This window comes from Duganella sp. 3397 (assembly GCF_031456625.1).
Lineage (GTDB): Bacteria > Pseudomonadota > Gammaproteobacteria > Burkholderiales > Burkholderiaceae_D > Rugamonas > Rugamonas phyllosphaerae.
The window spans coordinates 212,695-228,595 of sequence record NZ_JAVDVB010000006.1 but is presented as its reverse complement, the minus strand read 5'-3'; the positions used below and the strand labels follow the sequence as shown (position 1 = coordinate 228,595).

Annotated in this window: 13 protein-coding genes; 5 read left to right on the top strand and 8 right to left on the bottom strand. The window is 62.8% G+C overall.

All coding sequences use genetic code 11. The annotated features are described in order from the left end of the window. Positions 1-7 precede the first annotated feature (7 nt). The 4 genes from J2X54_RS20875 to folD all read right to left on the bottom strand — a co-directional run bounded on the left by J2X54_RS20875 (position 8) and on the right by folD (position 4,034). The gene (locus J2X54_RS20875) at positions 8-391 is read right to left on the bottom strand and encodes a hypothetical protein (protein WP_310183242.1); all 384 of its coding nucleotides are present in this window, start codon (positions 389-391) and stop codon (positions 8-10) included. Then, a complete protein-coding gene (locus J2X54_RS20870) occupies positions 388-813 on the bottom strand; it encodes a DNA polymerase III subunit chi (RefSeq protein WP_310183240.1) in 426 nt (141 codons plus the stop codon). The genes J2X54_RS20875 and J2X54_RS20870 overlap by 4 nt, the downstream gene beginning before the upstream one ends. A gap of 179 nt (positions 814-992) precedes the next feature. Further along, positions 993-3,071 carry a M3 family metallopeptidase gene (locus J2X54_RS20865; protein ID WP_310183238.1) on the bottom strand — a complete coding sequence of 693 codons (2,079 nt, stop codon included), beginning with the start codon at positions 3,069-3,071 and terminating at the stop codon, positions 993-995. A 117-nt stretch (positions 3,072-3,188) separates the two neighbouring features. Then, positions 3,189-4,034, bottom strand: a complete 846-nt coding sequence (gene folD / locus J2X54_RS20860; protein ID WP_070249512.1) for a bifunctional methylenetetrahydrofolate dehydrogenase/methenyltetrahydrofolate cyclohydrolase FolD — start codon at positions 4,032-4,034, stop codon at positions 3,189-3,191. Positions 4,035-4,314: 280 nt separating this feature from the next. On the opposite strand from folD, the gene aceE reads away from it, so the two are divergent. From aceE to lpdA, 3 genes are all read left to right on the top strand, one after another. Beyond that, a complete protein-coding gene (gene aceE, locus J2X54_RS20855) occupies positions 4,315-7,005 on the top strand; it encodes a pyruvate dehydrogenase (acetyl-transferring), homodimeric type (RefSeq protein ID WP_310183236.1) in 2,691 nt (896 codons plus the stop codon). A 130-nt stretch (positions 7,006-7,135) separates the two neighbouring features. Further along, positions 7,136-8,818 carry a dihydrolipoyllysine-residue acetyltransferase gene (aceF, locus tag J2X54_RS20850; RefSeq protein ID WP_310183234.1) on the top strand — a complete coding sequence of 561 codons (1,683 nt, stop codon included), beginning with the start codon at positions 7,136-7,138 and terminating at the stop codon, positions 8,816-8,818. Between the two features lie 9 nt (positions 8,819-8,827). Continuing rightward, on the top strand, positions 8,828-10,618 hold the full coding sequence (gene lpdA, locus J2X54_RS20845; RefSeq protein ID WP_310183229.1) for a dihydrolipoyl dehydrogenase: 1,791 nt from the start codon (positions 8,828-8,830) through the stop codon (positions 10,616-10,618). A 107-nt stretch (positions 10,619-10,725) separates the two neighbouring features. On the opposite strand, the gene J2X54_RS20840 is transcribed toward lpdA, so the two are convergent. Together J2X54_RS20840 and J2X54_RS20835 are read right to left on the bottom strand one after the other, a co-directional pair. Beyond that, positions 10,726-11,517: a PhzF family phenazine biosynthesis protein gene (locus J2X54_RS20840; RefSeq protein WP_310183226.1), complete on the bottom strand. Its 792-nt coding sequence runs from the start codon at positions 11,515-11,517 to the stop codon at positions 10,726-10,728. A 51-nt stretch (positions 11,518-11,568) separates the two neighbouring features. After that, positions 11,569-11,949, bottom strand: coding sequence for a hypothetical protein (locus J2X54_RS20835; RefSeq protein WP_229255400.1), 381 nt, complete (start codon positions 11,947-11,949; stop codon positions 11,569-11,571). Positions 11,950-12,040: 91 nt separating this feature from the next. Here J2X54_RS20835 and J2X54_RS20830 point away from each other — a divergent pair, with 91 nt between their 5' ends. Further along, positions 12,041-12,319 (top strand): type II toxin-antitoxin system HicB family antitoxin, encoded by a 279-nt coding sequence (locus J2X54_RS20830; RefSeq protein ID WP_310183224.1) that lies wholly within the window; start codon positions 12,041-12,043, stop codon positions 12,317-12,319. A gap of 9 nt (positions 12,320-12,328) precedes the next feature. Here J2X54_RS20830 and J2X54_RS20825 read toward each other — a convergent pair whose 3' ends face one another. Next, positions 12,329-13,546 carry a YeeE/YedE family protein gene (locus tag J2X54_RS20825; RefSeq protein WP_310183223.1) on the bottom strand — a complete coding sequence of 406 codons (1,218 nt, stop codon included), beginning with the start codon at positions 13,544-13,546 and terminating at the stop codon, positions 12,329-12,331. A gap of 174 nt (positions 13,547-13,720) precedes the next feature. Here J2X54_RS20825 and J2X54_RS20820 point away from each other — a divergent pair, with 174 nt between their 5' ends. Further along, positions 13,721-15,451, top strand: a complete 1,731-nt coding sequence (locus tag J2X54_RS20820; RefSeq protein ID WP_310183221.1) for a PQQ-dependent sugar dehydrogenase — start codon at positions 13,721-13,723, stop codon at positions 15,449-15,451. Here the strand turns inward: J2X54_RS20820 and J2X54_RS20815 are convergent, their stop codons facing one another. After that, positions 15,452-15,892: a PACE efflux transporter gene (locus J2X54_RS20815; protein WP_070249505.1), complete on the bottom strand. Its 441-nt coding sequence runs from the start codon at positions 15,890-15,892 to the stop codon at positions 15,452-15,454. Between the last annotated feature and the right edge of the window lie 9 nt (positions 15,893-15,901).

Genomic DNA, 15,901 nt, shown 5'->3' with positions numbered 1-15,901 from the left:
TCCACGGTTATTTTTTCTGCGCCTGCAGATGCACCAGTTCTTGCGAGACGGCGCGGGCGACGATTTTTTCGATGGTGTCGTGCAGGCCGATGCGGATCTCGTTGGTGAGGCCGTGCAGCGCGTGCGTGAGCACTTCGGCCATGCTGTCCTTGATGCGCTGCTCTAGCACGAAATCAACGCGCGATTGCAGCTTATGCATGATGCGCTCGGACAGGCGGTGCTCCATCATCGCCCATTCGGCATCGGTCCAGCCGTCGATGGCTTCCACTTCGAGCGCGGTGGCCAGCTCGGCCCTGGTGGGGGCTGCTGCTGCGGGGAGAGGGTCTTCGCTAGCTGCTTCCGTCTTCAGAACCTCGGTCAAGACCGGGATGTTATCAAAGGTTGAGCTCATGATTTTCCTGCGACAAAGTGAGTGAGTGGATACTCCTGCTGCTTGTAGGCGACATAGCGCTTGCGGCCGGCAGCCGCATCATCCTCGTCCGAGGAAATCACTTCTATCATGCGCTCGAATCGGTCCACGCGGGAGGGTGCGCGGCGCGACAGATTCACTAATAATTCAGTATGTGGTAATTCCGCCTCATCGTTGTCGGTGAGTATGATGGGCGTGTGTTCGGCCAGCGCATCGCCGGCCAGCACGTGCGGTAAAAAGTCGATAGTCGAGAAGGTCCACAGGGCCGTGTTGAGCTCGGCCAGTTGCTGCGCATCGTCGGCCAGCACCACGATGCGATGGTTGGCGCCGAACGCCTTGCGCGCCAGGCGGCAGGCGTAGGCGACCTTGTCGGGGATGTTGGTGTGGAAGTCGATGCGGGTCATGGCGGGTTCGATGAGGATAGTTGGCTGTTAAGCCGTCGTTTCCGCGACGGCGGACCGCCGCGCAGGCGGGAATCCATAGAGCGGTTGATAAGCAAACTCAGTATGGATCCCCGCGTTCGCGAGGATGACGGATTGACAGCTGGTGGCTGAGGCTAGCTGTACCAGGTTGAACTGTTCTATTACGCCGCCATGCCGCTGTGGCGCAGCAGGGCGTCGATGCTCGGTTCGCGGCCACGGAAGGCGGTGAACGATTCGAGCGCCGGGCGCGAGCCGCCCACCGACAGGATTTCGCGCAGGTAGCGCTGGCCCGCTTCGGTGGTGGCGTCCTGGCCCAGCGCCTTGGCTTCCTCGAACGCGGCGTACGCATCGGCCGACAATACCTCGGCCCACTTGTAGCTGTAGTAGCCTGCCGCGTAACCGCCGGAAAAGATGTGGCCGAACGAGTTCTGGAAGCGGTTGAACGCCGGCGGCACCACCAGCGAAAACTTGGCGCGCACGCTGTCGATCATTTGCTGCACGGTCTGTCCGGTGGACGCGTCGTAGTCGTAGTGCAAGTGCATATCGAGCAGCGAGAATTCCACCTGGCGCAGGGTCTGCAAACCGGACTGGAAGTTTTTAGCGGCAAGCATCTTGTCGAACAGCGCGCGCGGCAGCGGCTCGCCGGTGCTCACGTGCGCGGTCATGTGCTCGAGCACGTCCCACTCCCAGCAGAAGTTTTCCATGAACTGCGACGGCAACTCCACCGCATCCCATTCCACGCCCGAGATGCCGGACACGCCCAGTTCATCGACCAGAGTGAGCATGTGGTGCAGGCCGTGGCCGAATTCGTGGAACAGCGTGATCACTTCATCGTGGGTGAACAGCGACGGCTGCGCCACGCCATCGACCACGGCTGGTTCGGTGAAATTGCAGGTGAGGTAGGCAACCGGCGTTTGCACGCTGTTGGCGTTGGCGCGGCGGCCACGGGCGTCGTCCATCCAGGCGCCGCCGCTTTTGCCGGCGCGCGCATACAGGTCGAGGTAGAACTGGCCGATCAGCACGCCATCGCGCTCGATGCTGTAGAACCGCACGTCCTGGTGCCACACGGGCGCGACATCAGGCTTGATCTGGACGTCGAACAGGTTCTGGATCTGGCGGAACAGGCCATCGATTACTTTATGTTCTGGGAAATACTGTTTGACTTCCTGGGCCGAGAACGCGTAGCGGCGCTCCTGCAGTTTTTCGGACGCGTAAGGCATGTCCCAGGCTTGCAGGTCGGCGATGCCCAGCTCGTCCTTGGCGAACTGCTTGAGTTCTTCCAGGTCTTTTTGTGCGAACGGACGCGCGCGCTTGGCCAGGTCTTCGAGGAAGCCGATGACGTGCTCTGGCGATTGCGCCATCTTCGGCACCAGCGACACTTCGGCGAAGTTCTTGTAGCCGAGCAGCTTGGCTTCTTCGTCACGCAAGCGCAGCAGGGTGACGATGTTTTGCGTGTTATCCCACTCGTCCTTCTTGCTGAATACCTCGCCCTGGTCCGAGGCCTTGGTGGCGTTGGCGCGGTACACCGTTTCACGCAACGCGCGGTTGTCGGCAAATTGCAGGATCGGGTAGTACGACGGGAAGTGCAGCGAGAACTGCCAGCCCTGCTTGCCATCCTTTTGCGCGGCGGCATGGGCGGCTGCCTTGACGTCGTCGGGTAGGCCGGCCAGCTCGGCTTCATCGGTGACCAGCAGCTTGTAATCGTTGGTGGCGTCGAGCACGTTTTCCGAGAAGCGGGTGGAAACGGCCGCCTGCTCTTCCTGGATCGCCGCGAAGCGTTCCTTTTTATCGGCCGGCAGTTCGGCGCCGCCCATGCGGAAGTCGCGGATGGCGTTGTCGATGATGCGCTGGCGCGCCGGCGACAGGCTGGCAAAACTGGCGGACGCACGCAGCGCCTTGTACTTGGCAAACAGCGCTTCGTTCTGCGACAGCTCGGTCCAGAATTCGGTAACCTTGGGCTGGTTCTCGTTGTAGGTGGCGCGCAGTTCGGGCGTGTCCACTACGCTGTTGAGGTGGTTGACGATGCCCCAGGCGCGGCCCAGAAGCTCGGTAGCGTTTTCCAGCGGCGTGACGAAACTGTCCCAGGTGACGTCATCTTGCGGCGCTTCGAGCTGCTGCACGATGGTGCGCGAGCGCGCCAGCAGGTGGTCGATGGCAGGCGTGACGTGCTCGGCCAGGATGGCGTCGAAACGCGGCAGGCCGGAGAAGTCGAGGAGGGGGTTGCTTGCGTCTGTGGTCATGTCAGTTCCCGGTTCTGTTTATTCAGTATGGATCCCCGCGTGCGCGAGGATGACGGAATTTAGGTCTGCGGCGGCAAAGTCGTCATCCTCGCGCACGCGGGGATCCAATGCATACAGTTAGGTGCGCTCGGCAGCTTCAACAGTATTCATCAACAACATCGTAATCGTCATCGGCCCCACACCGCCCGGCACCGGGGTAATGTGCGACGCCACTTCCTTGACACCGGCAAAATCCACGTCACCGCACAGTTTGCCTTCGTCGTTGCGGTTCATGCCCACGTCGATCACGATGGCGCCCGGCTTGACCATGTCGGCGGTCAGCACATTGCGGCGGCCCACGGCTGCCACCACCACGTCGGCCTGGCGGGTAAAGACGCCCAGGTCCGGGGTGCCACTATGGCAGATGGTGACGGTGGCGTTCGCTTGCAAGAGCAGCAGGCCCATCGGTTTGCCGACGGTGTTGCTGCGGCCGATGACCACGGCATGCTTGCCCTTCAAATCGACGCCGGTGCTTTCGATTAGCTTCATGCAGCCGTACGGCGTGCACGGACGGAAGCCTTCCAGGCCAGTCATCAGTTCGCCGGCGCTGAGCACCGAGTAGCCATCGACATCCTTGGTAGTGGAGATCGCCTCGATCACCTTGTGCGGATTGATATGCTTGGGCAGCGGCATTTGCACCAGGATGCCGTGGATTTTCGGATCGGCGTTGAGCGCGGCGATACGTTCCAGAAGGGCCACTTCGGACAGGTCGGCCGGGTACTGCTCCTTGAGCGAATAGAAACCGGCATCCTCGCAACCCTTGACCTTGTTGCGCACGTACACGTGGCTGGCCGGATCGTCACCCACCAGGATCACGGCCAGGCCGGGTTGTTTGCCTTGGGCAGTGAGCACGGCAGCACGTGCAGCAATTTCTGCGCGCAGTTTTTGGGAGAGGGCGATTCCGTCGATCAGTTGAGCAGACATGTTTTAACCAGGTTAGGGGTGGTGGAAGAGGGAAGCAAGATTATAAGCGCTAACGCGCTCCGCTCCCCGATTTCCGGCCTTTTCAAATGCTGCACCGCACAAGATTTTCATAGGGAAATCTCACAATATGAAATGACTTATCATAGTTTGAAAAAGCAAAAAATCACTGTTAGAATCCCCACACGTCGTAGAAGTATTGGTAAATAATCAGTGTTCCACAGGCCCGGCAGCAGCACCCGTGTTGTACCGAAGGGCACTTTCAACTCAGGAGACTTAACACATGTCAGATCAACTCGACCAGGTACCGGCAAGCACCGACCCTGATTCGCAAGAAACCAAAGAATGGTTGGATTCCCTGGCCTCGGTACTCGAACAAGAGGGCCCTGATCGTGCGCACTACCTGCTCGAACGCCTGATCGACCTGGCCCGCCAGAGCGGCTCGGACATCCCGTTTTCCGCCAATACCGCCTACGTCAACACCATTCCGCTGGACCAGGAGCAACACTGCCCAGGTAACCTCGAATACGAAGAAAAACTGCGCTCGTGGATGCGCTGGAACGCCATGGCGATGGTGGTCAAGGCCAACCGCGTCGACGGCGACCTCGGTGGCCACTTGTCCTCGTTCGCCTCGCTGGCCAACATGCTGGGCATCGGCTTCAACCACTTCTGGAAAGCGCCGAGCGAAAACCATGGCGGCGACCTGCTGTACATCCAGGGCCACTCCTCGCCGGGCGTGTATGCCCGCGCCTTCCTCGAAGGCCGCCTGACCGAAGACCAGCTGCTGCACTTCCGTCGCGAAGTCGACGGTGGCGGCCTGTCGTCGTATCCGCACCCGAAACTGATGCCGAACTTCTGGCAGTTCCCGACCGTGTCGATGGGCCTGGGCCCGCTGATGGCGATCTACCAGGCGCGCTTCCTCAAGTACCTGCACGCGCGCTCGATCGCCGACACCACCGACCGCAAGGTCTGGGCCTTCTGCGGCGACGGCGAGATGGACGAACCGGAATCGCTGGGCGCGATCGGCATGGCCTCGCGCGAAAAACTCGACAACCTGGTCATCGTCGTCAACTGCAACCTGCAACGCCTGGACGGTCCGGTGCGCGGCAATGGCAAGATCATCCAGGAACTCGAAGGCGAATTCCGTGGCGCCGGCTGGAACGTGGTCAAGGTCGTGTGGGGCCCGGGCTGGGACGCACTTCTGGCCAAGGACAAGGAAGGCATCCTGCGCAAGGTCATGATGGACACCGTGGACGGTGAATACCAGAACTACAAAGCCAAGGACGGCGCGTACGTGCGCAAGCACTTCTTCGGCAAGCATCCAAAGCTGCTGGAGATGGTTGCCAACATGACCGACGACGACATCTGGCGCCTGACCCGTGGCGGTCACGATCCGCACAAGATCTACGCCGCCTTCAAGGTCGCGCAAGAGCACAAGGGCCAACCGACTGTTCTGCTGGTGAAAACCATCAAGGGCTTCGGCATGGGCAAGCACGGCGAAGCACGCAACACCGCGCACAACACCAAGAAACTGACCGACGAAGCCGTGCGCGAAATGCGCGACCGCTACTCGATCCCGATTCCGGACGATCAACTGGCCGACATCCCGTTCTACAAGCCAGCCGACGACGCGCCGGAAATGAAGTACTTGCACGAGCGCCGCGCAGCCCTCGGCGGCTACCTGCCGGCGCGCCGCATGCAGGCAGACGAAAAGCTGACCGTGCCACCGTTGACCGCGTTCCAGAACGTGCTCGATCCAACTGCGGAAGGCCGCGAAGTATCGTCCACCCAGGCTTATGTGCGCATCCTGACCACGCTGCTCAAAGACCAGAGCGTCGGCCAACGTATCGTGCCGGTGCTGGTCGATGAGTCGCGCACCTTCGGCATGGAAGGCCTGTTCCGCCAGGTCGGTATCTTCAACCAGCAAGGCCAGTTGTACGAGCCGGTCGATAAAGACCAGGTCATGTACTACCGCGAAGACAAGGCCGGCCAGATCCTGCAAGAAGGTATCAACGAAGCCGGTGGCATGAGCTCGTGGATCGCTGCGGCGACGTCGTACTCGACCAACAACCGCGTGATGATCCCGTTCTACACGTACTACTCGATGTTCGGCATGCAGCGTATCGGCGACCTGGTATGGGCCGCCGCCGACATGCGTGCCCGTGGCTTCCTGATGGGCGGCACCGCCGGTCGCACCACGCTCAACGGCGAAGGCCTGCAGCACGAAGATGGTCACAGCCACCTGTTTGCCGCTGCGGTCCCCAACTGCATGCCGTACGACCCGACCTTCGGTCACGAGCTGGCAGTGATCATCCAGGACGGCATGCGCCGCATGGTGGAAGAACAGGAAGACGTGTTCTACTACATCACCATCATGAACGAGAACTACCCGCACCCGGGCATCAAGCCGGGCCAGGAAGAGGGCATTTTGAAGGGCCTGTACCTGCTGCAAAAAGGCGACGAGTCGCTGCAGCAGCGCGTGCAGCTGCTCGGTTCGGGCACCATCCTGCGCGAGTCGATCGCTGCGCAAGAACTGCTGAAAAACGACTGGAACATCGCTGCCGACGTGTGGTCCGCACCGTCGCTGACCCTGGTCGCGCGTGACGGCCAGGACGCCGAACGCTGGAACCTGGTCAACCCGGCCAAGGAACAGCGCGTACCGTACGTGACGCAACTGATGAACGCCACCACCGGCCCGATCGTTGCCACCACCGACTACATGCGTGCGTTTGCGGAACAGATCCGTGCCTTCATTCCGAAGGACCGTACCTACCGCGTACTGGGCACCGACGGCTTCGGCCGTTCGGACAGCCGCGTCAAGCTGCGCGAATTCTTCGAGGTGAACCGTTACTACATCACGGTCGCCGCACTGAAATCGCTGGCTGAAGAAGGCAAGCTGGACGTGTCCGTGGTTGAACAGGCTGTCGCCAAGTACAACCTCGATCCGAACAAGCCGAATCCGGTGACCCAATAACAGTCATCCCGCGCCGCGTCGTCCCCGCGCAGGCGGGGATCCAATTTCGGCTTCGGTCGCACAATTGGATTCCCGCCTGCGCGGGAATGACGGTGTCGGGGTAGCGCAACTAGAATACGGAGCAAACGCTATGAGCATTGTGGAAGTTAAAGTCCCGGATATCGGCGACTTCAAGGAAGTGGAAGTCATCGAGCTGATGGTCAAGGTCGGCGACACCATCAAGGTGGACCAGTCGCTGGTCACCGTTGAATCGGACAAGGCCAGCATGGAGATTCCATCGTCGGCTGCCGGCGTGATCAAGGAAATCAAGGTCAAGGTCGGCGACAAGATCGCCGAAGGCGGCTTGCTGTTGCTGCTCGAAGGCGAGGGCGCTGCTGCTGCCGCGCCGGCTGCTGCCGCACCTGCACCGGCCCCTGCGGCCGCTGCTGCGCCGGCACCAGCCGCTGCTTCTGCCCCGGCACCGGCACCGGCACCAGCCGCATCGGCCGGTCCGGTCGACATCGCGGTACCGGACATCGGCGACTTCAAGGAAGTGGAAGTCATCGAAGTGATGGTCAAGGTGGGCGACACCATCAAGGTGGACCAGTCGCTGCTGACCGTGGAGTCGGACAAGGCCAGCATGGAAATTCCATCGTCGCACGCCGGCGTGGTCAAGGAAGTCAAGGTCAAGGTGGGCGACAAGGTTGCCATGGGCTCGATCGTGTTCGTGGTGGAAGCTTCGGGTGGCGCTGCTGCGCCTGCACCTGCTGCCGCCGCGCCTGCACCGAGCGCCGCGCCAGCCGCTGCCGCTGCCGCTCCTTCCACCGCAGCTCCAGCGCCTGCACCGGCTGCTGCCGCCGCTGCACCAGCCGCGTCGCAAGGCTCGGTCCAAACGGGCAAGCTGGCGCACGCCTCGCCGTCGATCCGCAAGTTCGCGCGCGAACTGGGCGTGGACCTGGGCAAGGTGCCAGGTTCGGGTCCGAAAGGCCGCATCGCCCAGATCGACGTGCAGAACTACGTCAAGGGCGTGATGGCTGGCACCACGGCTGCTCCTGCCGGTGCGGCGTCGTCGAACGCTGGCGGTGGCAATTTCAACGTGCTGCCATGGCCGTCGCTGGACTTTTCCAAGTTCGGCCCAACCGAGCTGCTGCCGCTGTCGCGCATCAAGAAGATCAGTGGCCCGAACCTGCACCGCAACTGGGTGCAGATCCCGCACGTCACGCAGTTCGACGAAGCCGACGTCACCGACCTGGAAGCGTTCCGCGTCGATACCAACAACGCCAATGCCAAGAACAAGGACGCGGCCAAGCTGACCATGCTGGCGTTCGTGATCAAGGCGTCGGTGGCCGCGCTGAAGAAATTCCCGTCGTTTAACTCGTCGCTCGACGCCAAGGGTGAAAACCTGATCCTCAAGCAGTACTACAACATCGGCTTCGCAGCGGACACGCCGAACGGCCTGGTGGTCCCGGTGATCAAGAACGCCGACCAGAAATCGGTCTCGCAGATCGCCCGCGAAATGACGGAACTGTCGCTGCAAGCGCGCGACGGCAAACTCAAGCCGGCCGACATGCAGGGCGCGACCTTCACCATCTCGTCGCTGGGCGGCATTGGCGGCACGCACTTCACGCCGATCGTCAACGCGCCGGAAGTGGCGATCCTGGGCTTGTCCAAGGCATCGATCAAGCCGGTATGGGACGGCAAGGCCTTCCAGCCACGCCTGATGATGGGTACCTCGCTGTCGTACGACCACCGCGTGGTCGACGGCGCCATGGGCGCCCGCTTCTCCGTGTACCTGAGCGAAGTGCTCGGCGACATGCGCAAAATTCTGCTGTAAGGAGCGACTATGAGCACAGAAGTGAAAGTGCCGAATATCGGCGACTTCGCAGAAGTTGAAGTGATCGAAGTGATGGTCAAGATCGGCGACACCATCAAGGTGGACCAGTCCCTGATCACCGTGGAATCGGACAAGGCATCGATGGAAGTGCCATCGTCGCACGCCGGCGTGGTCAAGCAGGTCCTGGTCAAAGTGGGCGACAAGGTCAAGGAAGGCGTGGCGATGCTGGTCATCGACGCGGCTGCCGGCGACGCTGCCGCTCCGGCACCTGCCGCCGCCGCGCCAGCTGCTGCGGCCCCGGCTCCGACCGCTGCTCCGGCCCCGGTGGCTGCAGCGCAGTCGCCGGCGCCGGTCGGCGGCAGCTACAGTGGCCAGGTCGATGTCGATTGCGACATGATGGTTCTCGGTGGCGGCCCTGGCGGCTACTCGGCAGCGTTCCGCGCGGCCGACCTGGGCTTGAGCACGGTGATCGTCGAGCGTTACGAAACGCTGGGCGGCGTGTGCCTGAACGTCGGTTGCATTCCATCGAAAGCGCTGCTGCACGTGGCGTCGGTGATCGACGAAACCCAGCACATGTCCAAGACCGGCGTCACCTTTGCCAAGCCCACCATCGATATCGACCAGGTGCGCGCATACAAGGAAGGCGTGATCAAGAACATGACGGGCGGCCTGGCCGGCATGGCCAAGGCACGCAAGACGCAAATCGTCACCGGCGTGGGCCAGTTCATCAGCGCCAACCACATCGAAGTGACCGCTGCCGACGGCAGCAAGAAAGTGGTGCAGTTCAAGCAGGCGATCATCGCTGCCGGTTCGGCCGTGGTGAAGCTGCCGTTCGTGCCCGAAGATCCACGCATCGTCGATTCGACCGGTGCACTGGAACTGCGCCAGATCCCGAAACGCATGCTGGTCATCGGCGGCGGCATCATCGGCCTGGAAATGGCTACCGTGTACTCGACGTTTGGTGCGCGCATCGACGTGGTCGAAATGATGGACGGTTTGATGCAGGGCGCCGATCGCGACGCGGTCAAGGTCTGGCAAAAGTTCAACGAGAAGCGCTTCGACAACATCATGACCAAGACCAAGACGGTCGGCGTGGAAGCGCTGCCCGAAGGGATCAAGGTCACGTTCGAAGCCGCCGAAGCCGGCGCAGCGGCGCCTGCGCCCCAGGTCTACGACCTGGTGCTGGTTGCAGTTGGCCGCAGCCCGAACGGCAAGAAGATCGCCGCCGACAAGGCCGGCGTGGTGGTGACCGACCGTGGCTTCATCCCGGTCGACAGCCAGATGCGCACCAACGTGCCGAACATTTTCGCCATCGGCGACCTGGTGGGCCAGCCGATGCTGGCGCACAAGGCCGTGCACGAAGGCCACGTGGCAGCGGAAGCTGCCGCCGGCCAGAAGTCGCACTTCGACGTCAAGGTGATTCCATCGGTGGCGTACACCGATCCGGAAGTGGCATGGGCCGGCATTACCGAGGACGAAGCCAAAGCCAAGGGCATCAAGGTCGAGAAGGGCCACTTCCCGTGGGCCGCTTCCGGCCGCGCCGTGGCCAACGGCCGCGCCGAGGGCTTCACCAAGCTGCTGTTCGACGCTGAAACCCACCGCATCATCGGCGGCACCATCGTCGGCACCCACGCCGGCGACATGATCGGCGAGATCGCGCTGGCGATCGAAATGGGCTGCGACGGCACCGACATCGGGAAGACCATCCACCCGCACCCGACCCTGGGCGAGTCGATCGGCATGGCCGCTGAAGTGTACGAAGGCTCGTGCACCGATCTGCCGCCACCGCGCAAGAAATAAGCTGTAAAACAAGCATCCCTTACCGGTTGCCAGAGATGCCGTTCAGCGTAAGCTGGGCGGCATTTTTTTTGATGTTCACTGCGCCTCAGGGAGCAGCGACCCATCATTCAGGCAAGCTGTACTCTACCGCCTACCAGTATGTCGTCCCGATCGATATGCGTCGCTATCAGGCAGGCATGGCCCGTGGCCCGTCCTTGCCGCAGCGTGATACCGTGGCCGAGCAATGCGGTCAGGGCGCCAGCCGCCACCCCGGTAGCGCTGTCCTCCAATGCCGGGTCGAGATGATTGAAGTTACGGCCTTCGTAGCTGCCATCATCAAGTTTGCACCAGGCGTAGATGCCGTTGACGCGCGTAGTCTTGCCCCAGGCAAGAATGGCCGGCAGATCCGGTGTCAGACCATTCAGGATGGCCGCATCCGCCACCTCGACCAGCAGCTTGGGGCTGCCAATCGACGACACGCGTGCCGGTGCCAGAGGCGCCAAACCTGGTGCGGCCAGCAGCGTCCCGATAAGCTCGGGCGCCACGTCGGGCTGCGGTGCATCTTGCTGTTGAAGGCGCACGAATACCTCGCCGTTGGCGCCGGGTACCAGTCCAAGTCGCTGGCCGTGCACCGCAGTCTTCAACGTGAGTTCGTTACCCTGGCCATGCTGCATGAACAGGCGCTGACCGACGGCCAGGGTGGCGTGCAGGCACAGCGGACTGCGCGTGTGCGGATAAAAGTAATCGACGGTGGCCACTACGCCGGCCTCGTCGGGTGGGTCGATCCAGACGCAGGTCGTGTTGCATTCGCGCGCAAAGGCCTGGCGTGCTTCTGGCTGCGACCGGTCGCCCGCGATGACCAGGGCCGGGTTGCCGTCACCGGGCTGTTCTCCGAAGCATCGGAATTCGTGAACTTGCATCGTGTTTTCCATTCAATTGCTGGTGCCGCTGCTCCCCTTTGCCACGCAGCGTTAGCGTAATGGCGCACCGCATGGATTGACTGCTTCCTCGTCGCGGCGGCCGGGATAGTAGATTTTCTTGCGCTCGCAATCGTAGAAGAGTATGCCGTGGATGCCCATCGCCAGACGCTTGGGCACGCGACGCGTCCAGATTTCCGTGAGCGCCGCATCGAGGATAGTCGAGGGCTGGCTTCGATAGACCTCATCGATAAAGGCTACATCCGTCCCGTCAGGAAAAATCAGGGAAAACTCTTCTTCGGTTGCGGAGAAGATGTCATACGCGGCGTTATCGGCACCATCAATAATCTGGATATTTTTCACACGCCGTTCCGTTAATGGCTGCTCCTGCCGATAGCCGCTGCCGTTGGTTGTATCATCGAGGAAGTGCCACATGCCTGCGCAGCGCTTGGCCCGCATCATCCAATCATAACAAAAAGGCCGGTCTGAATTGCGTTAAAAAGTTAGCGGAAAATACGGAGCTACCATGGATATCCCGATCGTGATTTTCAAAGACGAAGGCAGCGTGTACGGGGTGAGCGTTCCTGACATTCAAGGGGTGCACTCGTGGGGGGATACGGTCGAGGATGCGCTAAAAAACGTCAAGGAAGCGATCACCGGCCATATCGAAACCCTGGTGGAACTCGGAGAGCCGGTGGAGATCGGCCAGAGCAAGATTGGAGATTTACAGGCTGACCCTCAATATGTTGGCGGAATCTGGGCACTGGTGATGATCGATCTCGACCAGCGGGACAGCGACCCCTGAGGCGCTATCTCAACAAGCCGTCGGCTTCACCCGCTCCACCTCGAGCCCGAACAGCGGCCGCAGCCTGGTGCCGAATACATTGCCGATGAACGCCGCCACCAGCCACAGCCAGCCGTGCAGGCTGCCCGAGACGATGCCGCTGAAGTAGGCGCCGATGTTGCAGCCGTAGGCCAGGCGCGCGCCGTAACCGAGCAGCAGGCCGCCCACCACTGCCGCCACCAGCGAGCGCAATGGCACGCGCCAGACCGGCGCGTAGCGCCCGGCCAGGGCGGCGGCGAGCATGGCGCCGAACACGATACCGATGTCCATCACCGAAGTGACGTCTTCGATCACCGGCGCGTTCAGTGTAGCGGCGTTGGCTGGCGCCGACCAGTAGGTCCAGCTGGCGACGTCAACGCCGGCCAGCGTGGCGGCCTTGGCGCCCCACAACGCGAACGCGGACGTTACGCCCCAGGGACGACCGGCCAGGGCCAGCGTGGCGAAGTTGAGCAGGACCAGCGCAATGCCGCCCGCGACCAGTGGCCATGGGCCGTGCAGCCAGCGCGCGGTGTGGTCCGGTTGCACGTGGGCGGCCACCAGCTTGCCGTGGCGGCGCTTTTCCACCACCACGGTGACGGCGAAGATCAATCCGAACACCAGCCAGTTCAGGGCCAGCGCGGGCGCCACGCCCAGCGATTTGACCAGCGAGATCGGCGCCAGTTGCGGCAGTGCCGTCCAGAACGGCATGTGGGCGGTGCCGACCAGCGAGCCGGCGATGAATGCCAGCAGCGTGACGATCATGCGGGTGCTGCCGCCGCCCACCGTGTACAGCGTGCCGGAGGCGCAGCCGCCGCCGAGCTGCATGCCGATGCCGAAGATGAAGGCGCCCACCACGACCGAGGTGCCGGCCGGCGCCACCAGGCCCTTGACCGGCTCACCGAACAGCGAACCTGCCGCCAGCACCGGGAAGAACAGCGCCACGCCCACGGCCAGCATGATCATCTGCGCGCGCAGTCCTTCGCCGCGACCGTCGGCGATGAACACCCGCCACGCCGACGTGAAGCCGAACGCCGCGTGGTAGAGCGTGAGGCCCAGCAGCGCGCCAACGACGTACAGCGCCGACTGGCGCGGGCCGACCGCCTGGCCCAGGTACCAGGCGCCCAGCACGACGATGGCCAGCGCAGTCCATAGGGCGCCGGGGTTGATGTTGGAGGGAGGGCGCCAAGGCGCGGTGATGGTGGTGGACATGATGATGGTGGAAAAATGAGATAAGTCGCCATTTTCCGCCTTTTTGGTGCAAGGCGCGATTCCGGATGGCGTGATTCAAAAAAGGCGCAATCATGTTGCTGATTAAAGCCAGGCGCTCGGTAGGCGAGCGCGGCGAAATATGAAAGCATGGCTATCCGCACACTGAGGCCAGCCATGCACTCCGCCATCCCGCTCCGATTCCTGTCTGCCGTTGCCATGCTTGCCCTGGCGACCACCACCCAAGCCGCCCCGCTCGACGGCAAGCGTATTTTCCAGAACAACTGCGCGATGTGCCATTCCGCCGCGCCCGACATGGCCACGCTGGCCGGCCCGCCGTTGTTCAACGTGGTCGGACGCAAGGTTGCCGGTGTGCCGGGCTTTTCTTACTCGGATGCCTTGGCCGCACTCGGAGCAAGAGACCGGCGCTGGAGCGCCAAAGAGCTGGAGCTGTTCCTGAAAGACCCCGCCGCTTACGCGCCCGGCACGTCGATGCCGATCGCGGTCGCCCAGCCGGCCGAACGCGCGGCGCTGGTGGCGTACCTGGCTACGACCAAGGGCAAGGCTGCCGCGCCGACTGCAGCGACAGCACCTGCCGCTACTAATGCCACCGCCAACAACGCCGCCAACAACGCCAGCAAGGAAGAACACTGGAGCGCCGACCAGCCGGGACGCATCCACGAAGTGCGCATGGCCGACCTGCCGCCGCCGTTCGCCAGTGCCAGCGCCGGCAACAACCCGAAAACCGTGCCGCGCCCGCAGGGCGTGCTGCCATCGGTGCCGGACCAGTTCGCGGTCAACCTGTGGGCGCTTGACCCCGATCGTGGCCGCGTGATGGCCAAGGCTCCGAACGGCGACATTTTCATTTCATCGACCACCAGGCGGTTGATCAAGGTATTCAGGTCGAGCACTGGCGAAACCGCCGACAAGATCAGCGTGTTCGCCGACCAGCTCGATCGGCCGTTCGGTTTCGCGTTCTGGCCGGCGGGACCGAACCCGCAGTACCTGTACGTGGCCAACGTCAATTCCATCATCCGCTTCCCGTACAGAAACGGCGACCTGGTGGCCGGCGCGCCGGCCGAGGTGGTGGTGCCCACGCTGACGGCGGAGACCGGCAGCCACTCCTCGCGCACAATGGTGTTTTCCAAAGATGACAAGACCATGTACCTGTCGATCGGCACGGCGTCCAACGTGGCCGAGGGCATCGGCCCCACGCCACCTGAACCGCTCCAGCAGTGGGAAGCGCAGCACGGCCTGGGCGCGGCCTGGGGTTCGGAGCTGGACCGCGCGGTGGTGCTGGCGTTCGACCCTGATGGCAAGAACAAGCGCACCTTTGCTACCGGCTTGCGCAACTGCGTGGGCATGTATTTGTATCCGCGCACGGGCGACTTGCTGTGCAGCGTGAACGAGCGCGATATGCTCGGCGATAACCTGCCGCCCGATTACCTCACCCGCGTCAAGGGCGGCGCGCACTACGGCTGGCCGTGGCACTACCTCGGCAACCACGAGGAGCCGCGCCTGAAGGGCCAGCGCCCCGACCTCCAAGGAAAAGTCACGGCGCCCGACCTGCTGCTCACGGCCCACTCTGCGCCGCTGGGCATGATCATGTACGACGCACCGGCCAACGCCAAAGCCGCCTTCCCGCAGCAGTATCGGGGCGACGTGTTCCTGGCGCTGCACGGCTCCTGGAACCGCGCCACCCGCACCGGCTCGAAAGTGGTGCGGGTGTTCATGCAGGATGGCGTGCCGACCGGGAAATACCAGGACTTCATGACCGGCTTCGTCGTCAGCGACAAGGAAGTGTGGGGCCGGCCGTCGTCGGTGGTGGTGCAGGACGACGGCTCGCTGCTGGTCGATGACGACGTTACCGGCGAGATCTGGCGCGTGTCGGTCAAATACGCCAAATAATCACGCCGCTTGCGGCTGCCCGCCCTGGGCCGAGGCGGGCAGGCCGAAGATGCGGTCGAACGCCAGGCTGAACAGGAACGTGTACACCAGGAAGAACACCACGATCCACAGGTCGACGATGAACGCCTGCCACAGCGAGATCTCGAGCCACCACGCGAACAGCGGCACCAGGAACGCCACCAGGCCGCCTTCGAAGCCGATGGCGTGGGCGATGCGCCGCGCCACGCTGCGGCCTTTCTTGGTCTGGCGCGCTTCCCATGCTTCGAACATCGAATTGAAAATGAAATTCCAGATCACGGCGACCGTGGACGAGGCCACGGCCGCCACGCTGGCATGGGCGCCGCTGCTGCCGGCCAGCAGCATCAAGGTGGTGGTGGTCAGCGCCACCGCGAACAGTTCGAACAACGATACATACACAATCTTGCGCTTCAATCCCTGCATGATAGATTC

What these genes read in the sequence shown, in the direction of transcription:
- J2X54_RS20875 (WP_310183242.1), bottom strand. Translation starts at nt 391, where the DNA reads ATGAGCTCAACCTTTGATAACATCCCGGTCTTGACCGAGGTTCTGAAG.
- J2X54_RS20870 (WP_310183240.1), bottom strand. Translation starts at nt 813, where the DNA reads ATGACCCGCATCGACTTCCACACCAACATCCCCGACAAGGTCGCCTAC.
- J2X54_RS20865 (WP_310183238.1), bottom strand. Translation starts at nt 3,071, where the DNA reads ATGACCACAGACGCAAGCAACCCCCTCCTCGACTTCTCCGGCCTGCCG.
- folD (WP_070249512.1), bottom strand. Translation starts at nt 4,034, where the DNA reads ATGTCTGCTCAACTGATCGACGGAATCGCCCTCTCCCAAAAACTGCGC.
- aceE (WP_310183236.1), top strand. Translation starts at nt 4,315, where the DNA reads ATGTCAGATCAACTCGACCAGGTACCGGCAAGCACCGACCCTGATTCG.
- aceF (WP_310183234.1), top strand. Translation starts at nt 7,136, where the DNA reads ATGAGCATTGTGGAAGTTAAAGTCCCGGATATCGGCGACTTCAAGGAA.
- lpdA (WP_310183229.1), top strand. Translation starts at nt 8,828, where the DNA reads ATGAGCACAGAAGTGAAAGTGCCGAATATCGGCGACTTCGCAGAAGTT.
- J2X54_RS20840 (WP_310183226.1), bottom strand. Translation starts at nt 11,517, where the DNA reads ATGCAAGTTCACGAATTCCGATGCTTCGGAGAACAGCCCGGTGACGGC.
- J2X54_RS20835 (WP_229255400.1), bottom strand. Translation starts at nt 11,949, where the DNA reads ATGTGGCACTTCCTCGATGATACAACCAACGGCAGCGGCTATCGGCAG.
- J2X54_RS20830 (WP_310183224.1), top strand. Translation starts at nt 12,041, where the DNA reads ATGGATATCCCGATCGTGATTTTCAAAGACGAAGGCAGCGTGTACGGG.
- J2X54_RS20825 (WP_310183223.1), bottom strand. Translation starts at nt 13,546, where the DNA reads ATGTCCACCACCATCACCGCGCCTTGGCGCCCTCCCTCCAACATCAAC.
- J2X54_RS20820 (WP_310183221.1), top strand. Translation starts at nt 13,721, where the DNA reads ATGCACTCCGCCATCCCGCTCCGATTCCTGTCTGCCGTTGCCATGCTT.
- J2X54_RS20815 (WP_070249505.1), bottom strand. Translation starts at nt 15,892, where the DNA reads ATGCAGGGATTGAAGCGCAAGATTGTGTATGTATCGTTGTTCGAACTG.